The organism is Ruegeria sp. G2, from assembly GCF_056533505.1.
On sequence record NZ_JBQFON010000001.1, the window covers coordinates 618,610 to 635,006 of the forward strand.

Annotated in this window: 18 protein-coding genes; 11 read left to right on the forward strand and 7 right to left on the reverse strand. The window is 54.2% G+C overall.

Annotation, left to right across the window (positions count from 1 at the left end):
• The first annotated feature begins 2 nt into the window (after positions 1–2).
• Positions 3–1,265, forward strand: a complete 1,263-nt coding sequence (locus ACR0DU_RS03050) for a glutamate-5-semialdehyde dehydrogenase (RefSeq protein ID WP_480872421.1) — start codon at positions 3–5, stop codon at positions 1,263–1,265.
• On the opposite strand, the gene ACR0DU_RS03055 is transcribed toward ACR0DU_RS03050, so the two are convergent.
• Positions 1,262–1,858 carry a histidine phosphotransferase family protein gene (locus ACR0DU_RS03055; RefSeq protein ID WP_480872422.1) on the reverse strand — a complete coding sequence of 199 codons (597 nt, stop codon included), beginning with the start codon at positions 1,856–1,858 and terminating at the stop codon, positions 1,262–1,264. The genes ACR0DU_RS03050 and ACR0DU_RS03055 overlap by 4 nt on opposite strands.
• A 42-nt stretch (positions 1,859–1,900) precedes the next feature.
• Here ACR0DU_RS03055 and ACR0DU_RS03060 point away from each other — a divergent pair, with 42 nt between their 5' ends.
• From ACR0DU_RS03060 to tsf, 5 genes are all read left to right on the forward strand, one after another.
• Complete coding sequence (locus tag ACR0DU_RS03060; RefSeq protein ID WP_010440107.1) at positions 1,901–2,083, forward strand: DUF3553 domain-containing protein; 183 nt, start codon at positions 1,901–1,903, stop codon at positions 2,081–2,083.
• 104 nt (positions 2,084–2,187) lie between these two features.
• The gene (olsB, locus tag ACR0DU_RS03065; protein WP_170683861.1) at positions 2,188–2,943 is read left to right on the forward strand and encodes an L-ornithine N(alpha)-acyltransferase; all 756 of its coding nucleotides are present in this window, start codon (positions 2,188–2,190) and stop codon (positions 2,941–2,943) included.
• Positions 2,930–3,784, forward strand: a complete 855-nt coding sequence (gene olsA, locus ACR0DU_RS03070; protein WP_480872740.1) for a lyso-ornithine lipid O-acyltransferase — start codon at positions 2,930–2,932, stop codon at positions 3,782–3,784. The genes olsB and olsA overlap by 14 nt, the downstream gene beginning before the upstream one ends.
• Before the next feature lie 167 nt (positions 3,785–3,951).
• Entirely contained in the window at positions 3,952–4,752 is an 801-nt protein-coding gene (rpsB, locus tag ACR0DU_RS03075; RefSeq protein WP_480872424.1) for a 30S ribosomal protein S2, read from the forward strand.
• A 76-nt stretch (positions 4,753–4,828) separates the two neighbouring features.
• Positions 4,829–5,704: a translation elongation factor Ts gene (gene tsf / locus ACR0DU_RS03080; protein ID WP_480872425.1), complete on the forward strand. Its 876-nt coding sequence runs from the start codon at positions 4,829–4,831 to the stop codon at positions 5,702–5,704.
• Positions 5,705–6,074: 370 nt separating this feature from the next.
• Here tsf and ACR0DU_RS03085 read toward each other — a convergent pair whose 3' ends face one another.
• From ACR0DU_RS03085 to ACR0DU_RS03095, 3 genes are all read right to left on the reverse strand, one after another.
• Positions 6,075–6,827 carry an autoinducer binding domain-containing protein gene (locus ACR0DU_RS03085; RefSeq protein ID WP_480872427.1) on the reverse strand — a complete coding sequence of 251 codons (753 nt, stop codon included), beginning with the start codon at positions 6,825–6,827 and terminating at the stop codon, positions 6,075–6,077.
• Positions 6,824–7,273 carry a type II 3-dehydroquinate dehydratase gene (gene aroQ, locus ACR0DU_RS03090; RefSeq protein ID WP_480454889.1) on the reverse strand — a complete coding sequence of 150 codons (450 nt, stop codon included), beginning with the start codon at positions 7,271–7,273 and terminating at the stop codon, positions 6,824–6,826. The genes ACR0DU_RS03085 and aroQ overlap by 4 nt, the downstream gene beginning before the upstream one ends.
• A 131-nt stretch (positions 7,274–7,404) precedes the next feature.
• Positions 7,405–8,406 (reverse strand): NADPH:quinone oxidoreductase family protein, encoded by a 1,002-nt coding sequence (locus ACR0DU_RS03095; protein WP_480872428.1) that lies wholly within the window; start codon positions 8,404–8,406, stop codon positions 7,405–7,407.
• A gap of 128 nt (positions 8,407–8,534) precedes the next feature.
• Here ACR0DU_RS03095 and ACR0DU_RS03100 point away from each other — a divergent pair, with 128 nt between their 5' ends.
• Genes ACR0DU_RS03100 through ACR0DU_RS03115 form a run of 4 tightly spaced genes read left to right on the forward strand, consistent with a single transcriptional unit; the run spans position 8,535 to position 12,574 of the window.
• Positions 8,535–9,353 (forward strand): SDR family NAD(P)-dependent oxidoreductase, encoded by an 819-nt coding sequence (locus ACR0DU_RS03100; protein ID WP_480872430.1) that lies wholly within the window; start codon positions 8,535–8,537, stop codon positions 9,351–9,353.
• 26 nt (positions 9,354–9,379) lie between these two features.
• Entirely contained in the window at positions 9,380–10,414 is a 1,035-nt protein-coding gene (locus ACR0DU_RS03105) for a phosphotransferase family protein (protein WP_480872431.1), read from the forward strand.
• A gap of 27 nt (positions 10,415–10,441) precedes the next feature.
• Positions 10,442–11,659, forward strand: coding sequence for a serine hydrolase domain-containing protein (locus tag ACR0DU_RS03110; RefSeq protein WP_480872433.1), 1,218 nt, complete (start codon positions 10,442–10,444; stop codon positions 11,657–11,659).
• 48 nt (positions 11,660–11,707) lie between these two features.
• Positions 11,708–12,574 (forward strand): acyl-CoA thioesterase, encoded by an 867-nt coding sequence (locus tag ACR0DU_RS03115; RefSeq protein WP_480872435.1) that lies wholly within the window; start codon positions 11,708–11,710, stop codon positions 12,572–12,574.
• On the opposite strand, the gene ACR0DU_RS03120 is transcribed toward ACR0DU_RS03115, so the two are convergent.
• Together ACR0DU_RS03120 and ACR0DU_RS03125 are read right to left on the reverse strand one after the other, a co-directional pair.
• A complete protein-coding gene (locus ACR0DU_RS03120; RefSeq protein ID WP_480872437.1) occupies positions 12,571–13,338 on the reverse strand; it encodes an SDR family oxidoreductase in 768 nt (255 codons plus the stop codon). The genes ACR0DU_RS03115 and ACR0DU_RS03120 overlap by 4 nt on opposite strands.
• Before the next feature lie 133 nt (positions 13,339–13,471).
• Complete coding sequence (locus ACR0DU_RS03125) at positions 13,472–14,701, reverse strand: acyl-CoA dehydrogenase (RefSeq protein WP_170539713.1); 1,230 nt, start codon at positions 14,699–14,701, stop codon at positions 13,472–13,474.
• A gap of 98 nt (positions 14,702–14,799) precedes the next feature.
• On the opposite strand from ACR0DU_RS03125, the gene ACR0DU_RS03130 reads away from it, so the two are divergent.
• Positions 14,800–15,711, forward strand: coding sequence for a LysR substrate-binding domain-containing protein (locus ACR0DU_RS03130; protein WP_480872439.1), 912 nt, complete (start codon positions 14,800–14,802; stop codon positions 15,709–15,711).
• Here the strand turns inward: ACR0DU_RS03130 and phoB are convergent.
• Complete coding sequence (gene phoB / locus ACR0DU_RS03135; protein ID WP_010440149.1) at positions 15,708–16,397, reverse strand: phosphate regulon transcriptional regulator PhoB; 690 nt, start codon at positions 16,395–16,397, stop codon at positions 15,708–15,710. The genes ACR0DU_RS03130 and phoB overlap by 4 nt on opposite strands.

A 16,397-nucleotide genomic window follows, 5' to 3' on the forward strand; every position in this document is an offset into this window, starting at 1 on the left:
AGATGAAAGACTTCGACAGTATTCCCAGCCTGATGGAAGACCTCGGCAAACGCGCGAACATGGCTTCGCGCGAACTGGCATTTGCCAGCGCCGAACGAAAGCACGCGGCGTTGATCGCGGCTGCAGATGCCGTATGGAACAATCGCAATGACATCATTGAGGCCAACAAGAAAGATTTGGAGTTTGGTCGCGAGAAGGGCCTAAGCCCCGCGATGATGGACCGCCTGATGCTGGATGAGGCGCGCGTTCAAGGTATGGTTGACGGCTTGCGAACCGTGGCTGAACAGGCCGATCCGGTGGGTGAGGTTCTGGCCGAATGGGACATGGCCTCGGGTCTGAACATTCAGCGTGTACGCACGCCTTTGGGTGTGATCGGAGTGATCTATGAAAGCCGCCCCAATGTGACGGCGGATGCGGGTGCGCTATGCCTGAAGTCGGGCAATGCAGTAATCCTGCGCGGCGGGTCCGAGAGTTTTCATTCGTCAACCGCTATTCATGCCTGTTTGGTCGAAGGACTGAGGGCCGCCAACCTGCCCGAACATGCAATCCAACTGATACCGACCCGTGATCGTGCCGCAGTGCAAGAGCTGCTAACGATGACAGATTACGTTGACGTCATTGTCCCGCGCGGCGGCAAAGGTTTGGTCGGTCTTGTGCAGCGCGAGGCGCGTGTGCCGGTCTTTGCCCATCTTGAAGGCATTGTTCATATCTATGTCGATAAGGCTGCAGACCCTCAGAAAACGCTAGATGTGGTATTGAATGCAAAGACGCGGCGCACCGGCATCTGTGGTGCTGCGGAGTGTTTGTTGGTGCATCAGGACGTGGCGGAAACCCTTGGACGTGACGTCATTGCGGCGCTTCATGCGGCGGGTGTCGAGGTTCATGCACAAGGCATCTTGGCCAATGATCGCACTATTGACGCAACTGATGAGGATTGGGGCAAGGAGTTTTTGGATAGCATCATCGCAGCCAAGCCTGTTGCTGACATCAATGCTGCGATCGATCATATCAATACGTATGGTTCCAGCCATACAGATTGCATCATGACCGAGAACACTGCTGCTGCAGCGCATTTCTTTGAACGCCTCGATAGCGCTATTCTGATGCACAACGCCTCAACCCAGTTTGCCGACGGTGGCGAGTTCGGAATGGGCGCCGAGATCGGCATCGCCACGGGCAAGATGCATGCGCGCGGACCTGTCGGGGCAGCTCAGTTGACCAGCTTTAAATATCTTGTGCGTGGAAACGGAACGACGAGGGTTTAGAATCTCAGTTTCACAAGGGTTGTGGTCGTTTCTACCGCAACCCGACGCCGCATCGCAGCGGCGGTTTCGGGCAACAGTGCAAATTGAACATGCGCAGGACTGACTTTGCTGGCAAAACAGCCGGTTGAAACCCCTTTCCACAAATCGGGGTCTAGATTCAGTTTGTCGGATGTTCCTGTCACAGTCCACGCATCACCCCGAGTTTCGATCTCCACCTCACCACCAAACGGCATCGCGCTTTCGCAGCACATCACGGCGAGGAAGGCGAGTTTAACCTGATTGCGCGGCACGGGTTCGGTCAGGTTCCACGTGATCCGAACCCGGCTCGCCTTTTCAAGATCCTTCACCAGTTCAATTACCTCAGTTCTTCCCAGCGGTTGATCACTGGCTGCCCCAAAGGCCACGCGAAAGAACCGGATGCGCGCGCCCGCGCTTCCGACGCTGCCGGAAATCAGCTCCATCTCGGGACCCTGGACTGCGCCAACCATCTCCAACAGTTCAAGCCCGTTGGTGATTGCCCCAATTGGGCTGATCAGATCATGACAGATCCGAGAGCCGATCAATTCGGCCAGGTTGACGTCTGAAGCGCCCATGCGTACCTCCTGCTGCATCTGCCTCAGGACCCGGAGCCCAATATGACAGACCTGAATGCCATTCTTGCACCGGGCATGTATGTCCGCCACCCCGATTTCCCCGATTGGGGCGTTGGACAGGTGCAGTCCAATATCGGGGGCAAGATCACCGTGAACTTTCGCGAGCAGGGGAAAGTGGTAATCGACGGGACACGCATAGCCCTGATGCCGGTCTTTGATCCGTGAAACTGGTTTAGGAAAGGTTAACAACTCAGGCGAAACGCGGGCGAGTTGCCTTTGGCAGCGCAATCGCGTTATCAGCGCGCAATCGACATAATGGAACATATTTGATGCCCGACAAAGGCCCCTCATTCACTGTCAAATTGGCCGAAAACGAGGCTGAACTGCGGGCGGCCCAACGTCTGCGCTATGACGTGTTCGTCCGGGAACTGGGTGGCGGCGGTGAGATGGTCGACCATGAGGCCGGGCTCGAACAAGATCGCTTCGATCCATATTTCGATCATATGCTGGCCATAGACGATACAACTGATGAGGTGATCGGCGTTTATCGACTGCTCCCGGGTGAACGGGCGGCGGAACTCGGGCAGTTCTATTCCGAAGATGAGTACGATCTAAGTGTTCTCAAGCAAAGTGGTCGCAAACTGCTGGAGCTCGGACGTTCGTGTGTTCATCCGGACTACCGCGGCGGCACTGCGATGTATCATTTGTGGAATGGTTTGGCCGCCTATGTCTCCGAGCGCGAGATTGAGGTCTTGTTTGGTGTGGCGAGTTTCCACGGAATCGACGTGCAGAAACTGGCGCAACCGTTATCGATGCTGCATCACAACCATCTTGCCCCGCCAGATCTAAAGGTTCGGGCGCAACCCGATGTGTTTCAACCCATGGATTTATTGCCACCAGATGCACTGGATCGGCGTGCTGCGATGGTGCAGGTGCCTGCGCTGATCAAAGCGTATCTTCGATTGGGCGGTTTCGTAGGCGAAGGGGCGTTTATCGATCATGCATTCAACACCACGGACGTGTGCCTGATCCTAGACACAAACCGCATGAATGAGCGTCAGCGGCGCATCTATGGCGGAGCTTGAACCGGTGAGTGATCCCTCCTGGCAGAGCGAAGATGCGCCTGATCCCATTGAGCTTGGTTTCTTGGGCTGGGTTTTGGTGGTCCTTCGCGGCCTGCCACTAGCCATTCTGGTGTTTGGAGGGTTGCTCGTCTTACTCGTCACACGCCTGATCGAACGCCCGCTTTGTGGCGTTCAACGGCCGGTGACGCCATTCATTTCACAATTCGTTTGTCGCAATGCGTTTCGAATCCTTGGGATCGGTTTTCACACCTCTGGTAGATTGATGCGGGAACGTGGGGCAGTGGTTGCCAACCATACGTCGTGGCTGGATATCTTTGCGCTGAATGCGCGTAAGCGAGTGTATTTCGTGTCAAAAGCCGAGGTCGCGAATTGGCCCGGCATAGGCTGGCTGGCGCGCGCAACAGGTACTGTGTTTATCGAGCGCGATCGCAAAAAGGCCCGTGAACAGACCAGGGTGTTTGAAGAACGTCTGAAAGCCGGGCACAAGCTGTTGTTCTTTCCCGAAGGCACCTCGACAGACGGCCTTCGAGTTTTACCATTTAAAACAACTCTCTTTGCGGCGTTCTTCACTGAAGAATTGCGAGATTTCATGTATGTTCAACCGGTCTCGGTCATCTTTCACGCACCCGAAGGGCAATCCGAAAGGTTTTATGGCTGGTGGGGTGACATGGAATTCGGACCGCATTTGCTGAAGACTTTGGGCGCCCGGCGGCAAGGTACCGTGGAGTTGATCTACCACGCGCCAGCCAAGGTTAGCGACTTTGAAAACCGCAAAGCGCTGGCGGCTCATTGTGAAGAGGCTGTACGTCATGCACATTCGCTGGCGCGGCTTGAAAAATAAGGGCATTTGGCCCTTGCGCTGCTGCTAAACCTGCCGTATACGCGCGCCATTCAAACCCGCAGGCGGGGTTTGGCCTTTTTGAGGGAGACATCCTTATCAAGGCCGCCGGTTGGAGCATCCGCTTCTTTCACCCCCGCTCAGGCGTAAACCGGAAAAGGAAACATAGCATGGCTCTTCCTGAGTTCACCATGCGTCAGCTGCTGGAAGCTGGCGTTCACTTTGGTCACCAGACACAGCGTTGGAATCCCCGCATGGGCCCGTTCATCTACGGCTCGCGCAATGGCATCCACATCATGGACCTGACCCAGACCGTTCCGATGCTGGATCAGGCGCTGCACGCCGTTCGTGACACCGTTGCAAAAGGTGGCCGCGTTCTGTTCGTTGGTACCAAGCGTCAGGCCGCTGGCCCGATCGCGGAAGCGGCTGAAAAATCGGCTCAGTACTACATGAACCACCGCTGGCTGGGCGGCACGCTGACCAACTGGAAAACCGTTTCCCAGTCGATCAACCGTCTGAACCAGATCGACGAAGCGATGGAATCGGGTGCTGAAGGCCTGACCAAGAAAGAGCGTCTGGGCATGGAGCGTGACCAGGGCAAATTGCAGGCATCGCTGGGCGGCATCCGCGAAATGGGCGGCGTTCCTGATCTGCTGTTCGTCATCGACGTCAAAAAAGAAGCACTGGCCATCGCCGAAGCCAACAAGCTGGGTATCCCGGTTGTTGCTGTTGTCGACACCAACTGCTCGCCCGACGGTGTGGATTACATTATCCCCGGCAACGACGACGCTGCCCGCGCGATCGCGCTGTATTGCGATCTGGCCGCACGTGCCGCTCTGGACGGTATGACCGCACAGATGGGTGCAGCAGGCGTTGACTTGGGTGCATTCGAAGAAGCTCCGGTTGAGGAAGCCGTTGCCGAAGAAGCACCCGCAGAAGAAGCCGCGCCGGAAGCCAAAGCCGAAGCGTAAGCTGCCCGTCACGTAAATGACATATGGGGCAGGGTAGACCTGCCCCAATTCCGTTTGAATTGAGGAGAGCCAAAAGATGGCAATCACAGCAGCAATGGTAAAAGAACTGCGCGACTCGACCGGCGCAGGCATGATGGACGCAAAAAAAGCGCTGACCGAAACCGGCGGCAACATGGACGAAGCCGTTGACTGGCTGCGCACCAAGGGCTTAGCCAAAGCAGCCAAGAAATCGGGCCGTACCGCCGCCGAAGGTCTGGTGGCCGTTCACGTCAACGGCGGCAACGGTGTTGCTGTCGAAGTGAACTCGGAAACCGACTTCGTTGCGAAAAATGGCGAGTTTCAGGAAATGGTCGGCAAGATCACCTATGCAGCCGAAGGCGTCGACGATGTAGAAGCTCTGCTGGCTGCCGATCTGGGCGGCAAATCTGTTGCAGACACTCTAACCGACAAGATCGCCACCATCGGTGAGAACATGTCGGTACGCCGCATGTCCAAGCTGAGCGGTGACACTGTCGTGTCCTATGTCCACAATGCTGCAACCAGCGGCATGGGCAAAATCGGCGTTCTTGTTGCTCTGTCTGGCGGCGATGAAGCCTTCGGCAAGCAGGTTGCAATGCACATTGCAGCAGTGAACCCGGCGGCCTTGTCTGAGGCGGACATGGACGCGGAAGTTGTCGAGAAAGAGAAGCAGGTCCAGATGGACATCGCCCGCGAATCCGGCAAGCCGGAGCAGGTGATCGAAAAGATGATCGTCGGTCGTATGAAAAAATTCGTTGCCGAGTCGACTCTGCTGAACCAGGACTTCGTTGTGAATCCTGACCTAACCGTCGAAGCTGCGGCTAAAGAAGCGGGTGCAACCATCACCGGATTTGTCCGCATGGAAGTAGGCGAAGGCATCGTTGTCGAAAAAGAAGACTTCGCAGCCGAAGTTGCGAAGGCAGCTCAAGGCTAAAGATAAAATGCAGCCTCACTGAGGGGCTGCAATCCATAAAAGACCCGGTTGCGATGCAGCCGGGTTTTTTTGTGCTAGGCAACTTTTCAATGCGCAGTAAACAAACCAAGGAAAAGAGGAGATTGAGGGGCCCTGCATGATGGGGATGGAAGGGCCCCTCAAAAATTCCGACAAAGCGACGCGGACGAATAGACGCCTCTATGTCAGAGCGATCAGAGAGCTTTGGTATTACAAAGATCCAATCAAAACGTTCCCTGGCTAAAGCCACCACTCACGGAACAATACCAATTTGCAATTTATGGGGGAGATTCGGAAAGTCATGTATTCCTTACCCTAGGTCAATTTGACGCAATATAGCGTCAAATCAGGGTCAGGCTTCCATTACAAACATCTGGTTATGCAAAGTCGCCTTAAGCACTGCCTGCGCTGTGGTTTCAACCGAAAGCGCCTCGCGCGCCAGCCTTAGGTGCTTTTCCACCGTCGCGGCAGTCAAACCCATAAGCAACGCGATGTCCTGAGTGGTCTTTCCATCCCCCACCCATTGAAGCGCCTCTCGCTGCCGCTTAGTCAGAGCGCGGTTCGGAGCGTTGTACGGTAAGGTAAGGATTTTGAGATGAGCAACATTGTTCATCAGCAAAATATCCTTGCCGTGTTCCTGCCAGATCTCGTCCACTTCATCCTGATCATGCATTCGGGCTGCAAGTGAGATCGCGCCTTTGGTTCGCATCGAAACCGAGTTGAAGCTGACCGTATAACCCGATGTAAGACCCAAAGACTTGTTAAACTCATAAACCCTAAGTTCTTCGGGTGTCATAACACCGCTGGACATCATGTCATTGATCATGCTCCAGCTTGCCGCGCCCTCATGATCCAAGGCCCATTTCAACATCGGAGCGTGAAAATACAATCCCGAGCGGAGGAACCCATCAAGGTAATCTTTGCAGTGGTTGGACAGGATGACGAAATCCTCGGGGTCCCCCAATGATGTCGCCGTGCGATACTGGGTGTAACCATACAGCAACCGATCAAATCCGAACTTTGCCATCTGGCGGCAGTGGGCATCCCACAGCTCTTCCAATGTCTTGGTATAGCTCAGAAAGTTCAGGTAATCGTTGAGCTTCATCCAGTGCCCCCCTCAGCCAAATGGGCCGCAAGGGCATTCAGCGCAAGCACATAGCTATGTGCGCCGAATCCACAAATCTGACCAATGGCAACTGGGGCGACGTATGATTTGTGTCGAAACACTTCGCGCGCGTGAATATTTGACAGATGAACCTCTACAACCGGAACTTCGGCGGAAGAAATCGCATCCATCAGCGCGACCGACGTATGGGTGTATCCACCCGCGTTCAAGACGATTCCATCCTGTTCGCCGCGTGCTGCGTGAATCGCATCAATCAATGCGCCTTCGTGGTTGGTTTGAATATGCGTGATCGTCTGCTTCAGTGCCTGACCATGAGCAACACACAGGTCCTCAATCATCTTCAAGGTCGTTGATCCATAAACCTCGGGCTGCCGCGTCCCCAGCAGATTCAGGTTCGGACCATTCAGAACCAATATTTTTTGCATATTCAAACTGTCCCCATCTTCTTCTTTTTCATAAACCCGAAAAATTGAGGCGTCCAGCGACCATCGCCCCTTTGGCGCGAGTGGTTGTGTCGCATATTGGTAAGAATCTAAAGTTCTGAATGAATATCAGCTCATTTAGTTCTCATTGTGACCACAACTTTACCGAGAGTTTTGCGTTGATCCATCTTGGCGATCGCTTCCGCCGCACTTTCAAGTGGAAAGCGGGCGCTGATACGAGGGCAGATGGCACCGCTTCGATACATTTTGAACAGTTCACCCACATTCTGAGAATGCCCTTTCGGATCCCGAAACACTGACGCGCCCCAAAACACGCCGACGATTTGACATCCTTTGAGCAGCGTCAGGTTCAACGGAATGCTGGGAATGCCTGCTGGAAAACCGACGACCAGATATCGGCCTCCCCACGCCAAACTGCGCAAGGCAGGTTCGGCGTAGTCCCCGCCAACGGCGTCATAGACCACGTCCACACCTTCGCCACCGGCCAGCGATTTGATTTCGGCAGACAGCGCCTTTTGCGCCGCTCGGTCCAGATCACGTGGATAAATCAGTGTTTTATCTGCACCAACGTTTTTGCAAAACTGTGCTTTTTCTTCGGACGAAACTGCCGCGATCACATGCGCACCCATGGCTTTGGCAAGCTCTATCGCGGCAGAGCCAACGCCACCCGATGCGCCAAGCACAAGTACGGTTTCCCCCGAGAGCAGCTGCGCTCGATCTTTGAGCGCATGGTAAGACGTGCCATACGTGAATATGAAACACGCGGCGTCTTCATATGGCATATCATCCGGGATTTTGATCGCCGTCGCTGGTTTGAGCGTCAGGTGCGTGGCGAACCCTCCATGTCCTGTCAGCGCCAGAACACGATCACCGGGCAAGAAATCAACGACGTCTTTGCCGACGCTGGTGATCTCACCTGCAATCTCGCCACCTGGGGCAAATGGACGAGGAGGCTTCATTTGGTAAAGGTCCCGGATCATCAGCGTATCTGGAAAGTTCACTCCGGCCGCGTGAATTCGCACCAATATCTCACCAGCCTTTGGCACGGGATCGGGCAGGGTGGTCAACTCCAATGTTTCTGGTCCGCCCGGTTTGACGCTGAGTAATGTCTGCATATGCCCCACTTGCCCCTTGCTTCGTTTGAATTGAAATCGTTGGATTACAAGAACGTATTGTCAAGATGACCGCCGCTCTGGTTCTCAAACGATAGGCGCAAAGAGCAGATCACCTGAAAGGAGATTTCATGACGCCCGAGACATTGTTTTCACTCAACGGAAAAACTGCGCTGGTGACAGGTGGGGCCACGGGTATTGGCCGGATGGCAGCCGAGGCGCTTGTTCGCGCCGGTGCTCATGTTCTGATTGCCTCGCGCAAGGGTGATGCATGTGAACAGGTTGCGGTAGAGTTGAACGCGTTAGGCACCGCCGGATCTGCAGAAGGTTTCGCAGGCGATATCGGCAGCGAAGTGGGTATTGATGCATTAGTTGGTGAGGTCAACAAACGAACGCAATCTCTTGAAATATTAATGAATAATGCTGGTGTTACCTGGGGCGCACCGATGGGTCAGTTTCCCCACTCGGCGTGGGATAAAGTGATGTCCGTCAATGTCGCAGGTATATTCGATCTGACCCAAAAACTACTGCCGCTTTTAATGAAATCAGCCAGCGACGATGATCCAGGACGGGTCGTAAATATTGGATCGGTTATGGGCGAGGTCCCGATGGGTGACGGGGCCTACAGCTATTCCGCGTCAAAAGCCGCGGTGATTCACCTGTCAAAAATCATGGCCAAGGAACTTGCGCCGTATCGTGTCACAGTAAATGCTCTGGCGCCTGGGCCGTTCGTATCGCGCATGACCGCGTTTGCAACCGAAGATGAAAGTAAGCGCGAGCGTGTCGGCAAGGCGGTACCGTTGGGTCGCGTGGGTCGTGACGAAGATATCGCGGGCTGTATGTTGTTCCTGTGTGGCCGTGGTGGCAGCTACATCACGGGTGCGGTGTTGCCGGTATCCGGCGGTATCAACGTCCAGACAGGCGGTAACATCTTTGCCGACGCTCTTTAGCCCCAGATCGACCGCAGGTTTGGTAGATGAAAGAAACCGATAGTACATTAGATATCAACGCAGTTGAGACCTATCTTAACTCACATCTTGATGGGTTTCACGGCCCATTGAAGGCGACAAAGTTCACCGTAGGCCAATCCAACCCGACATATTTGCTCAGCACACCGAATGAGGCTTATGTTTTAAGGCGCAAGCCGCCCGGGGTTTTGCTGAAATCAGCCCATGCAGTGGATCGCGAGTTTCGCGTCATGAGTGCGCTTGCTGGCAGCAATGTGCCCGTGCCGAAAGTTCACCTGCTATGCGAAGATGACCGGGTGATTGGGTCGGCTTTTTACGTAATGGAATACCTGCAAGGGCGTACGTTTGTAGATCCGGTCATGAAGGGTGAAGATAACGCCACTCGTACGGGTGTGATTGATGAAATGAACCGCGTTCTGGCTGAGTTACACATGGTCGATATCGATGCAGTTGGTCTTTCGGATTACGGGCCACCTGGCAACTATTTCGAACGGCAAATTGCCCGCTGGACCAAGCAATATCGTGCTTCTGAGACCGAAACTATCCCAGACATGAACCAGTTGATTGCCGCGCTCGAGCATCAAGTTCCAGAGGATGACAACCAAAGGACGCTGGTGCACGGGGATTATCGCATCGACAATCTGATGTTTGAAACGAATGGCACGCGCTGCATCGGGGTTCTGGATTGGGAATTGTCGACCATCGGCCACCCATATGCGGATCTCGCGGCAGTTATCATGCAATGGCAGCTACCTCCGGGAAAAGAGGGGCGGGGATTGGCGGGCGTAGACCGAGAAAACCTTGGCTTACCAACAGATCGCGCCTTTGTCGCAAACTATTGCGCACGTCGCGGCATTCCAGCGATCGAGAACTTCGGGTTTTACCTAGCTTTCAATTTCTTTCGAATGGCTGGAATTCTGCAAGGTGTTTACAAGCGCGCGCTTGACGGAAATGCATCTGATCCGAAGCGGGCACAGGCATTTGGTGCCTATGTCCCAGTCTTTGCCCAACATGGCTTGTCTGCTTTACGCAGCGAGGCGTAAGCGGTTTGACCCAAACGGAGTTGCCTCATGGGATTTGATCCGACATCACTGGCCAATATACGCAAATGGATGAACAGGTATGTGGACCAGCGCAAATATGCGGGTAGCGCGCTTCTAATCCACCAGCACGGGAAAGAGGCGTTCTTTCATACTTTTGGGCGCCGTTGCATCGAGAACGACCTTCCCTTCCAACGTGATAGTTTGGTTCGGATATATTCGATGACAAAACCGGTGACCTCGGTTGCCCTTATGACTCTGGTCGAACAGGGATTGTTTCATCTCGACGCTCCAGTTTCCGAGTTTCTGCCTGAATTTACGTCCATGAGGGCCCTGATTCCGAACGCAACTAGCCTTGATCAGACTGAGGATGCGCCGTCACCGAGCTTGCATCAGCTTTTGACCCATACCGGCGGGATGAGTTACCCGTTCAATCCCGGCCTGATGCCCAAGGCCATGGACGATCTTGATCTGATCTTTTCACCACAACAGGGCCCTCTGTCAGAAAGGATTAAGCTGTTGGCGCAACTCCCGCTGGCCTTTCAACCCGGTGCGCGATGGGAATACTCGGTCGGGATAGATGTAATTGGGCGCGTGATCGAAGTGGTATCAGGCAAATCGCTCGACGTATTTCTGACTGAACATATCTTTGAACCCTTGGGTATGAATGAAACCGCGTTCTCAGTGCCTAATGGGGCAGGGGACAGGTTTGCCTCACTCTACAGCCCATTGGAAGGTGACGCAATGGCGCTGAACGCCGCAAAATCAGGCGGCGAAACACTCCGATTGGTGGATAATTTCGGGCAATCTCCATTCGAGGCGGCGACTACTTTTTCCGGAGGCGGCGGGCTGATCAGTACGATCGACGACTTCAGTAAATTCGCCGAAATGTTGCGGAGCAAAGGAACAGGAAATGGCGTCAGAATCCTGGGGCCAAAGACGATGGAGTTTATGTTTCGCAATCACTTACCGGGCGACATTGCATCAATGGGGCCGCAAAGTTTCGCGGAACAACCCATGGACGGGACAGGTTTCGGTATCGGAGGAGCGGTGGTTCTAAACCCGGCACTTGCCAAATGCCCTGGTTCGGTTGGTGACTTCGGCTGGGGTGGTATGGCATCGACGTATTTCTGGGTCGATCCAGTCAATGATCTGACGACCGTATTCTTCACTCAGCTTTCGCCATCCAGCTCCTATCCATCGCGCGCCGAGTTAAAGGCGCTTGTGCATGCAGCACTCGTTGAATGATCGGTTGTCGAATGATACCGGAAAAGTCTGGATGCAGGAGACCCCAAGATGACCGAAGCCGAACGTGTACTGCTTGATCTGCTGAATATCGAAAGGCTCGAAGTCGATCTATTCCGCGGCACCGGCTCAGGCGGTGAAACGCCAACGCGCATCTTTGGCGGTCAGGTGATTGCACAGGCGCTTGCGGCAGCCTACCGGACGGTTGAAGATCGCCTGTGTCATTCGCTACATGCTTATTTCATCCGCCCCGGCGATCCGTCCATTCCCGTTATATATCAAGTGGATCGCGCACGAGATGGAGGTTCATTTACGACCCGTCGCGTGGTTGCGATCCAGCATGGCAAACAGATCCTGAACATGTCCGCCTCATTCCACAAACAGGATAATGGATGGGATCATCAGCATCCGATTCCCAATGTTGATGGTCCAGAACACCATCCATCGCGTGACGATCTGCGGCAAAAGTATCTTGGCCGTGTGCCGGACAAGCTGAAGTCAGAGTTTCTGCGTGAGCGTCCCATCGAAGTGCGCGAAGTTGATCCTTTGGACCTGTTCACGCCCTCAAAGGCAGATGATAAGAACTATCTCTGGTTTCGCATGGGTGCGGCGAATGATGCGGACACGATTACGCAACATCTTCTCTTGGCCTATGCCTCGGATATGGGGCTGCTCACTTCCGGGATGAGGCCCCATGGGCTGAATTGGTTTACTGGCGAAATCGATGGTGCCAGTCTGGATCATGCCATTTGGTTTCATGCACCCGTTAAGTTTCAAAACTGGCATCTTTATTCCATGGAATCACCATGGACGGGGCAGGGGCGTAGCTTCAATCGCGGATCAATCTTTTCTCAGGATGGAAAGCTGGTTGCGTCAGTTGCGCAGGAAGGCCTGCTAAGGCGGCGTCGGTTACGTTAGATATCACCGATAAAGCGTTGATTAATCTTATTCATATTACTTAACCAGCCATCATAGTCTTCGATCTTCATGCGCATGTAATCAAAGACTTGCGGATGCGGAAGAACCAGAAAACGCTCGGCAGAAATTGCCTCAATACAGGATTGTGCAACCTCAGCGGGCTCAATTATTCCGTCGAACGCGGCAACAGAATCTTCGTATCCACGCATCATCTCTGACCGCACAGCTTGCGGGCACAAAACAGAAACTCGGATGCCACGGTCGCGATATGTCAGCGCGATCCACTCAGCAAAACCTACGGCCGCGTGCTTGGTAACTCCATACGGCGCAGCGCCGGGTATGTTGAGCAGTCCAGCGGCAGATGCAGTAAACATCATGTAACCGCCACCACGCGCGACCATCCTTGGGATCAGATGCCGCGCAGCCCAGACATGCGACATTACGTTGATTTGCCAAATACGCTCCCAATCCGTGTCAGGTACGTCAAGCCCACCAAACGTTAGAATGCCAGCGTTGGCACAGAACAAATCAACCGGAGCAATGGTATCCTCGACCACATCGATCAATTCTCGAATGTCGCTTTCTTTGGAAACATCACATCTGATTGCATCGCCACCGATTTTCTTGGCCACAAACTGCGCGCCAGTAAGATCGATATCCGCACAGACCACATGTGCGCCTTCCTTTGAAAACCGTTCTCCAAGACCTTTGCCGATGCCACTTGCTGCACCGGTGATGACAACGGTTTTTCCATTCAGATCCATCACGATATCCGTGTTCTACATTTCAAACACAGCGTAACATCTTGGGAAACCACAGCCAATGCGGATTAGCCAGCAATGGTTTACCCATTCCATTATTTACATAATACCGATTATACGATTAATCGATAAAGCTTCAGTAAAACGCCTGCAGACCTGTTTGCGCCCGTCCCAGGATCAATGCATGGACGTCATGTGTCCCCTCATAGGTATTGACGGTCTCCAGATTGATCATGTGGCGCACGACTTGGAATTCGAGCGATATCCCATTGCCGCCGTGCATATCACGCGCCATTCGAGCGATGTCCAACGCCTTACCGCAATTGTTGCGTTTGATAATCGAGATCATTTCAGGTGCAGCCTCGGCCTGATCCATCAAACGTCCGACACGCAAGCTTGCCTGCAAGCCGAGTGAGATTTCGGTTTGCATCTCTGCGAGTTTGCGCTGAAACAGTTGGGTCTGTGCCAGAGGGCGATTGAACTGCTTGCGATCTAATCCGTATTGGCGAGCTGCGTGCCAACAACATTCCGCCGCACCCATCGCACCCCAACTGATACCAAAGCGTGCGCGGTTCAAGCAGCCGAACGGGCCCTTTAGGCCTTGAACATGAGGCAGCAAGGCGCCCTCGTCCACTTCAACACCATCCATGACGATTTCACCGGTGATCGAGGTTCGCAGACTCAACTTGTTTTCGATCTTCGGAGCGCTCAATCCCTTGGCACCTTTGTCCAACACAAATCCGCGGATCTTACCGTCATGCGCATCGGATTTGGCCCAGACCACAAAAACGTCGGCAATCGGCGCATTTGAGATCCACATCTTACTGCCGGTCAAGCGATAGCCACCATCAATCTTCTCGGCGCGGGTTTTCATTGCCGCCGGATCAGAACCCGCATCCGGTTCCGTCAGGCCAAAGCAGCCGATCCATTCTCCGCTGGCCAGTTTCGGCAGGTATTTGCGCCGCTGTTCCTCGCTGCCATAGGCATAGATTGGATACATCACCAACGAGCTTTGCACCGACATCATCGAACGATAGCCAGAATCCACACGTTCGACTTCGCGCGCTACCAGGCCATAGGTGACATAACCGGCACCAATTCCACCGTATTCCTCAGGAATTGTTGTGCCGAGCAGACCCATTTCGCCCATCTCACGAAAGATTTCCGGGTCCGTTTCTTCGTTTTGGAAAGCCTGCGTAACGCGCGGCTGTAGTTTTTCTTGAGCATAAGCACGCGCGCTGTCGGCGATCAGGCGTTCATCCTCTTCCAACTGGTCAGACAGGCGGAATGGATCATCCCAGTTGAAACTGCCAAGTTCGGGCGCATCCTTCGCGCGCAGGACCGGTTTTGTATCTGGAGCATTCATTTTGTTTCTCCGGCAGGTATTGGTTTGTACAATCATAACCTGAGCTATTGTCAAAAAACAGCGAGACATTTGCATGGTTTCATGATCAAAACGCATAGATGAGACCGAACCGCCCTACTCTACCGCCCATATCTGCACTGCGCGCGCTTGAAGCTTTGGATCGACTTGGGTCAGCATCGGCAGTCGCTGATGAAATGGCTCTGACGCAAAGCGCTGTCAGCCGACAACTTCAGACACTTGAGGCGCATTTGGGCGCCGAGTTGGTTAGTCGTGATCGAAAGCGGCTATCACTCACAAAGGCGGGGCAAGACTACGTTCGGGAAATTCGACCAGCCTTGTCGCAGATCGCACAGGCTGCATTGAAATTGCATGTTGCTCCGGCCGGCGGAACACTAAACTTGGCGATCCTGCCAACGTTCGGAATGCGTTGGCTGGTGCCGCGTCTTCCCGACTTTGCGCGGCTCCACCCTGATATTACGATCAACATGACCACGCGACTGAGGCCATTCAGCTTTGCATCCGAACCCTTTGATGCGGCATTACATTTTGGGGAGCCGGATTGGCCTGGATCCGATCGCTTGTTGTTGAGTATGGAGCGTGTTCTACCTGTTTGCGCGCCCAGTCTCTTACCGCAAGGCGCGCCAACCTCACCTCGAGACTTACTCAAACTGCCTTTGTTGCACATCCAGACCCGGCCCCGTGCATGGCAAGACTGGTTTCGCCAAATGGGAATCGAACATCAGCACCCTCTGCCCGGCACGGTCCACGATCAGTTCAACACGATCAATCAAGCTGCGTTGCATGGATTGGGTGTGGCGCTATTGCCGAACTATCTGGTCGAACAGGACCTGGCGACCGGCAAACTGATTGCGGCTTTCCCAAACGCAATTGAGGCTATGGGTGCCTATTATCTGGTTTGGCCGCGCGAAAAATCCGACGACGACGCCCTGCGGCAGTTCAGACATTGGTTGGCGTCTCAAGCACAAACCGAAGAAGCGCTACCGCGTTAGCCCAACGCGTACCCTGCCCCACGAACCGTACGCACCGGATCTTCACCGCCGTGCTGTGTCAATGCTTTGCGCAAGCGACCGATATGGACATCAACGGTGCGTGTATCGACATAGATATCGCGCCCCCAAACACGGTCAAGCAATTGCTCGCGGCTCCAGACGCGGCCGGGTTTTTCCATGAATGTGCTCAGCAGCCGGAATTCAGTTGGTCCCAATTTCAAAGGCTTATCGTCTCGGCTGACCTTGTGGGTCTCGGAATCCAGAATGATATCATCGAACTCCAGTCGGATACCTACTGTCGCTGGCCTCACTCGCCGCAGTTGCGTCCGGACACGCGCCATCAATTCCACGATCGAGTACGGTTTGACCACATAATCATCCGCGCCCGTCTCAAGGCCGCGTACCTTGTCGACCTCCTCGGACCGGGCTGACAGCATGATGATCGGGATCGAGCGCGTGTCAGACCGCGATTTCAATCGACGACAGACCTCGATACCACTGAGATTGGGCATCATCCAATCGAGAACAATTATGTCAGGGCGATCTTCTTCGACCAGCAGTAAAGCTTCTTCCCCATTGGCAGCGCGTGATACGCGAAACCCTTCGGCATCCAGATTATAGGCCAGCACCTCTCGCTGAGCCAGCTCATCCTCAACCACCAGTACCGTCGGTTGATCAGCGGACAT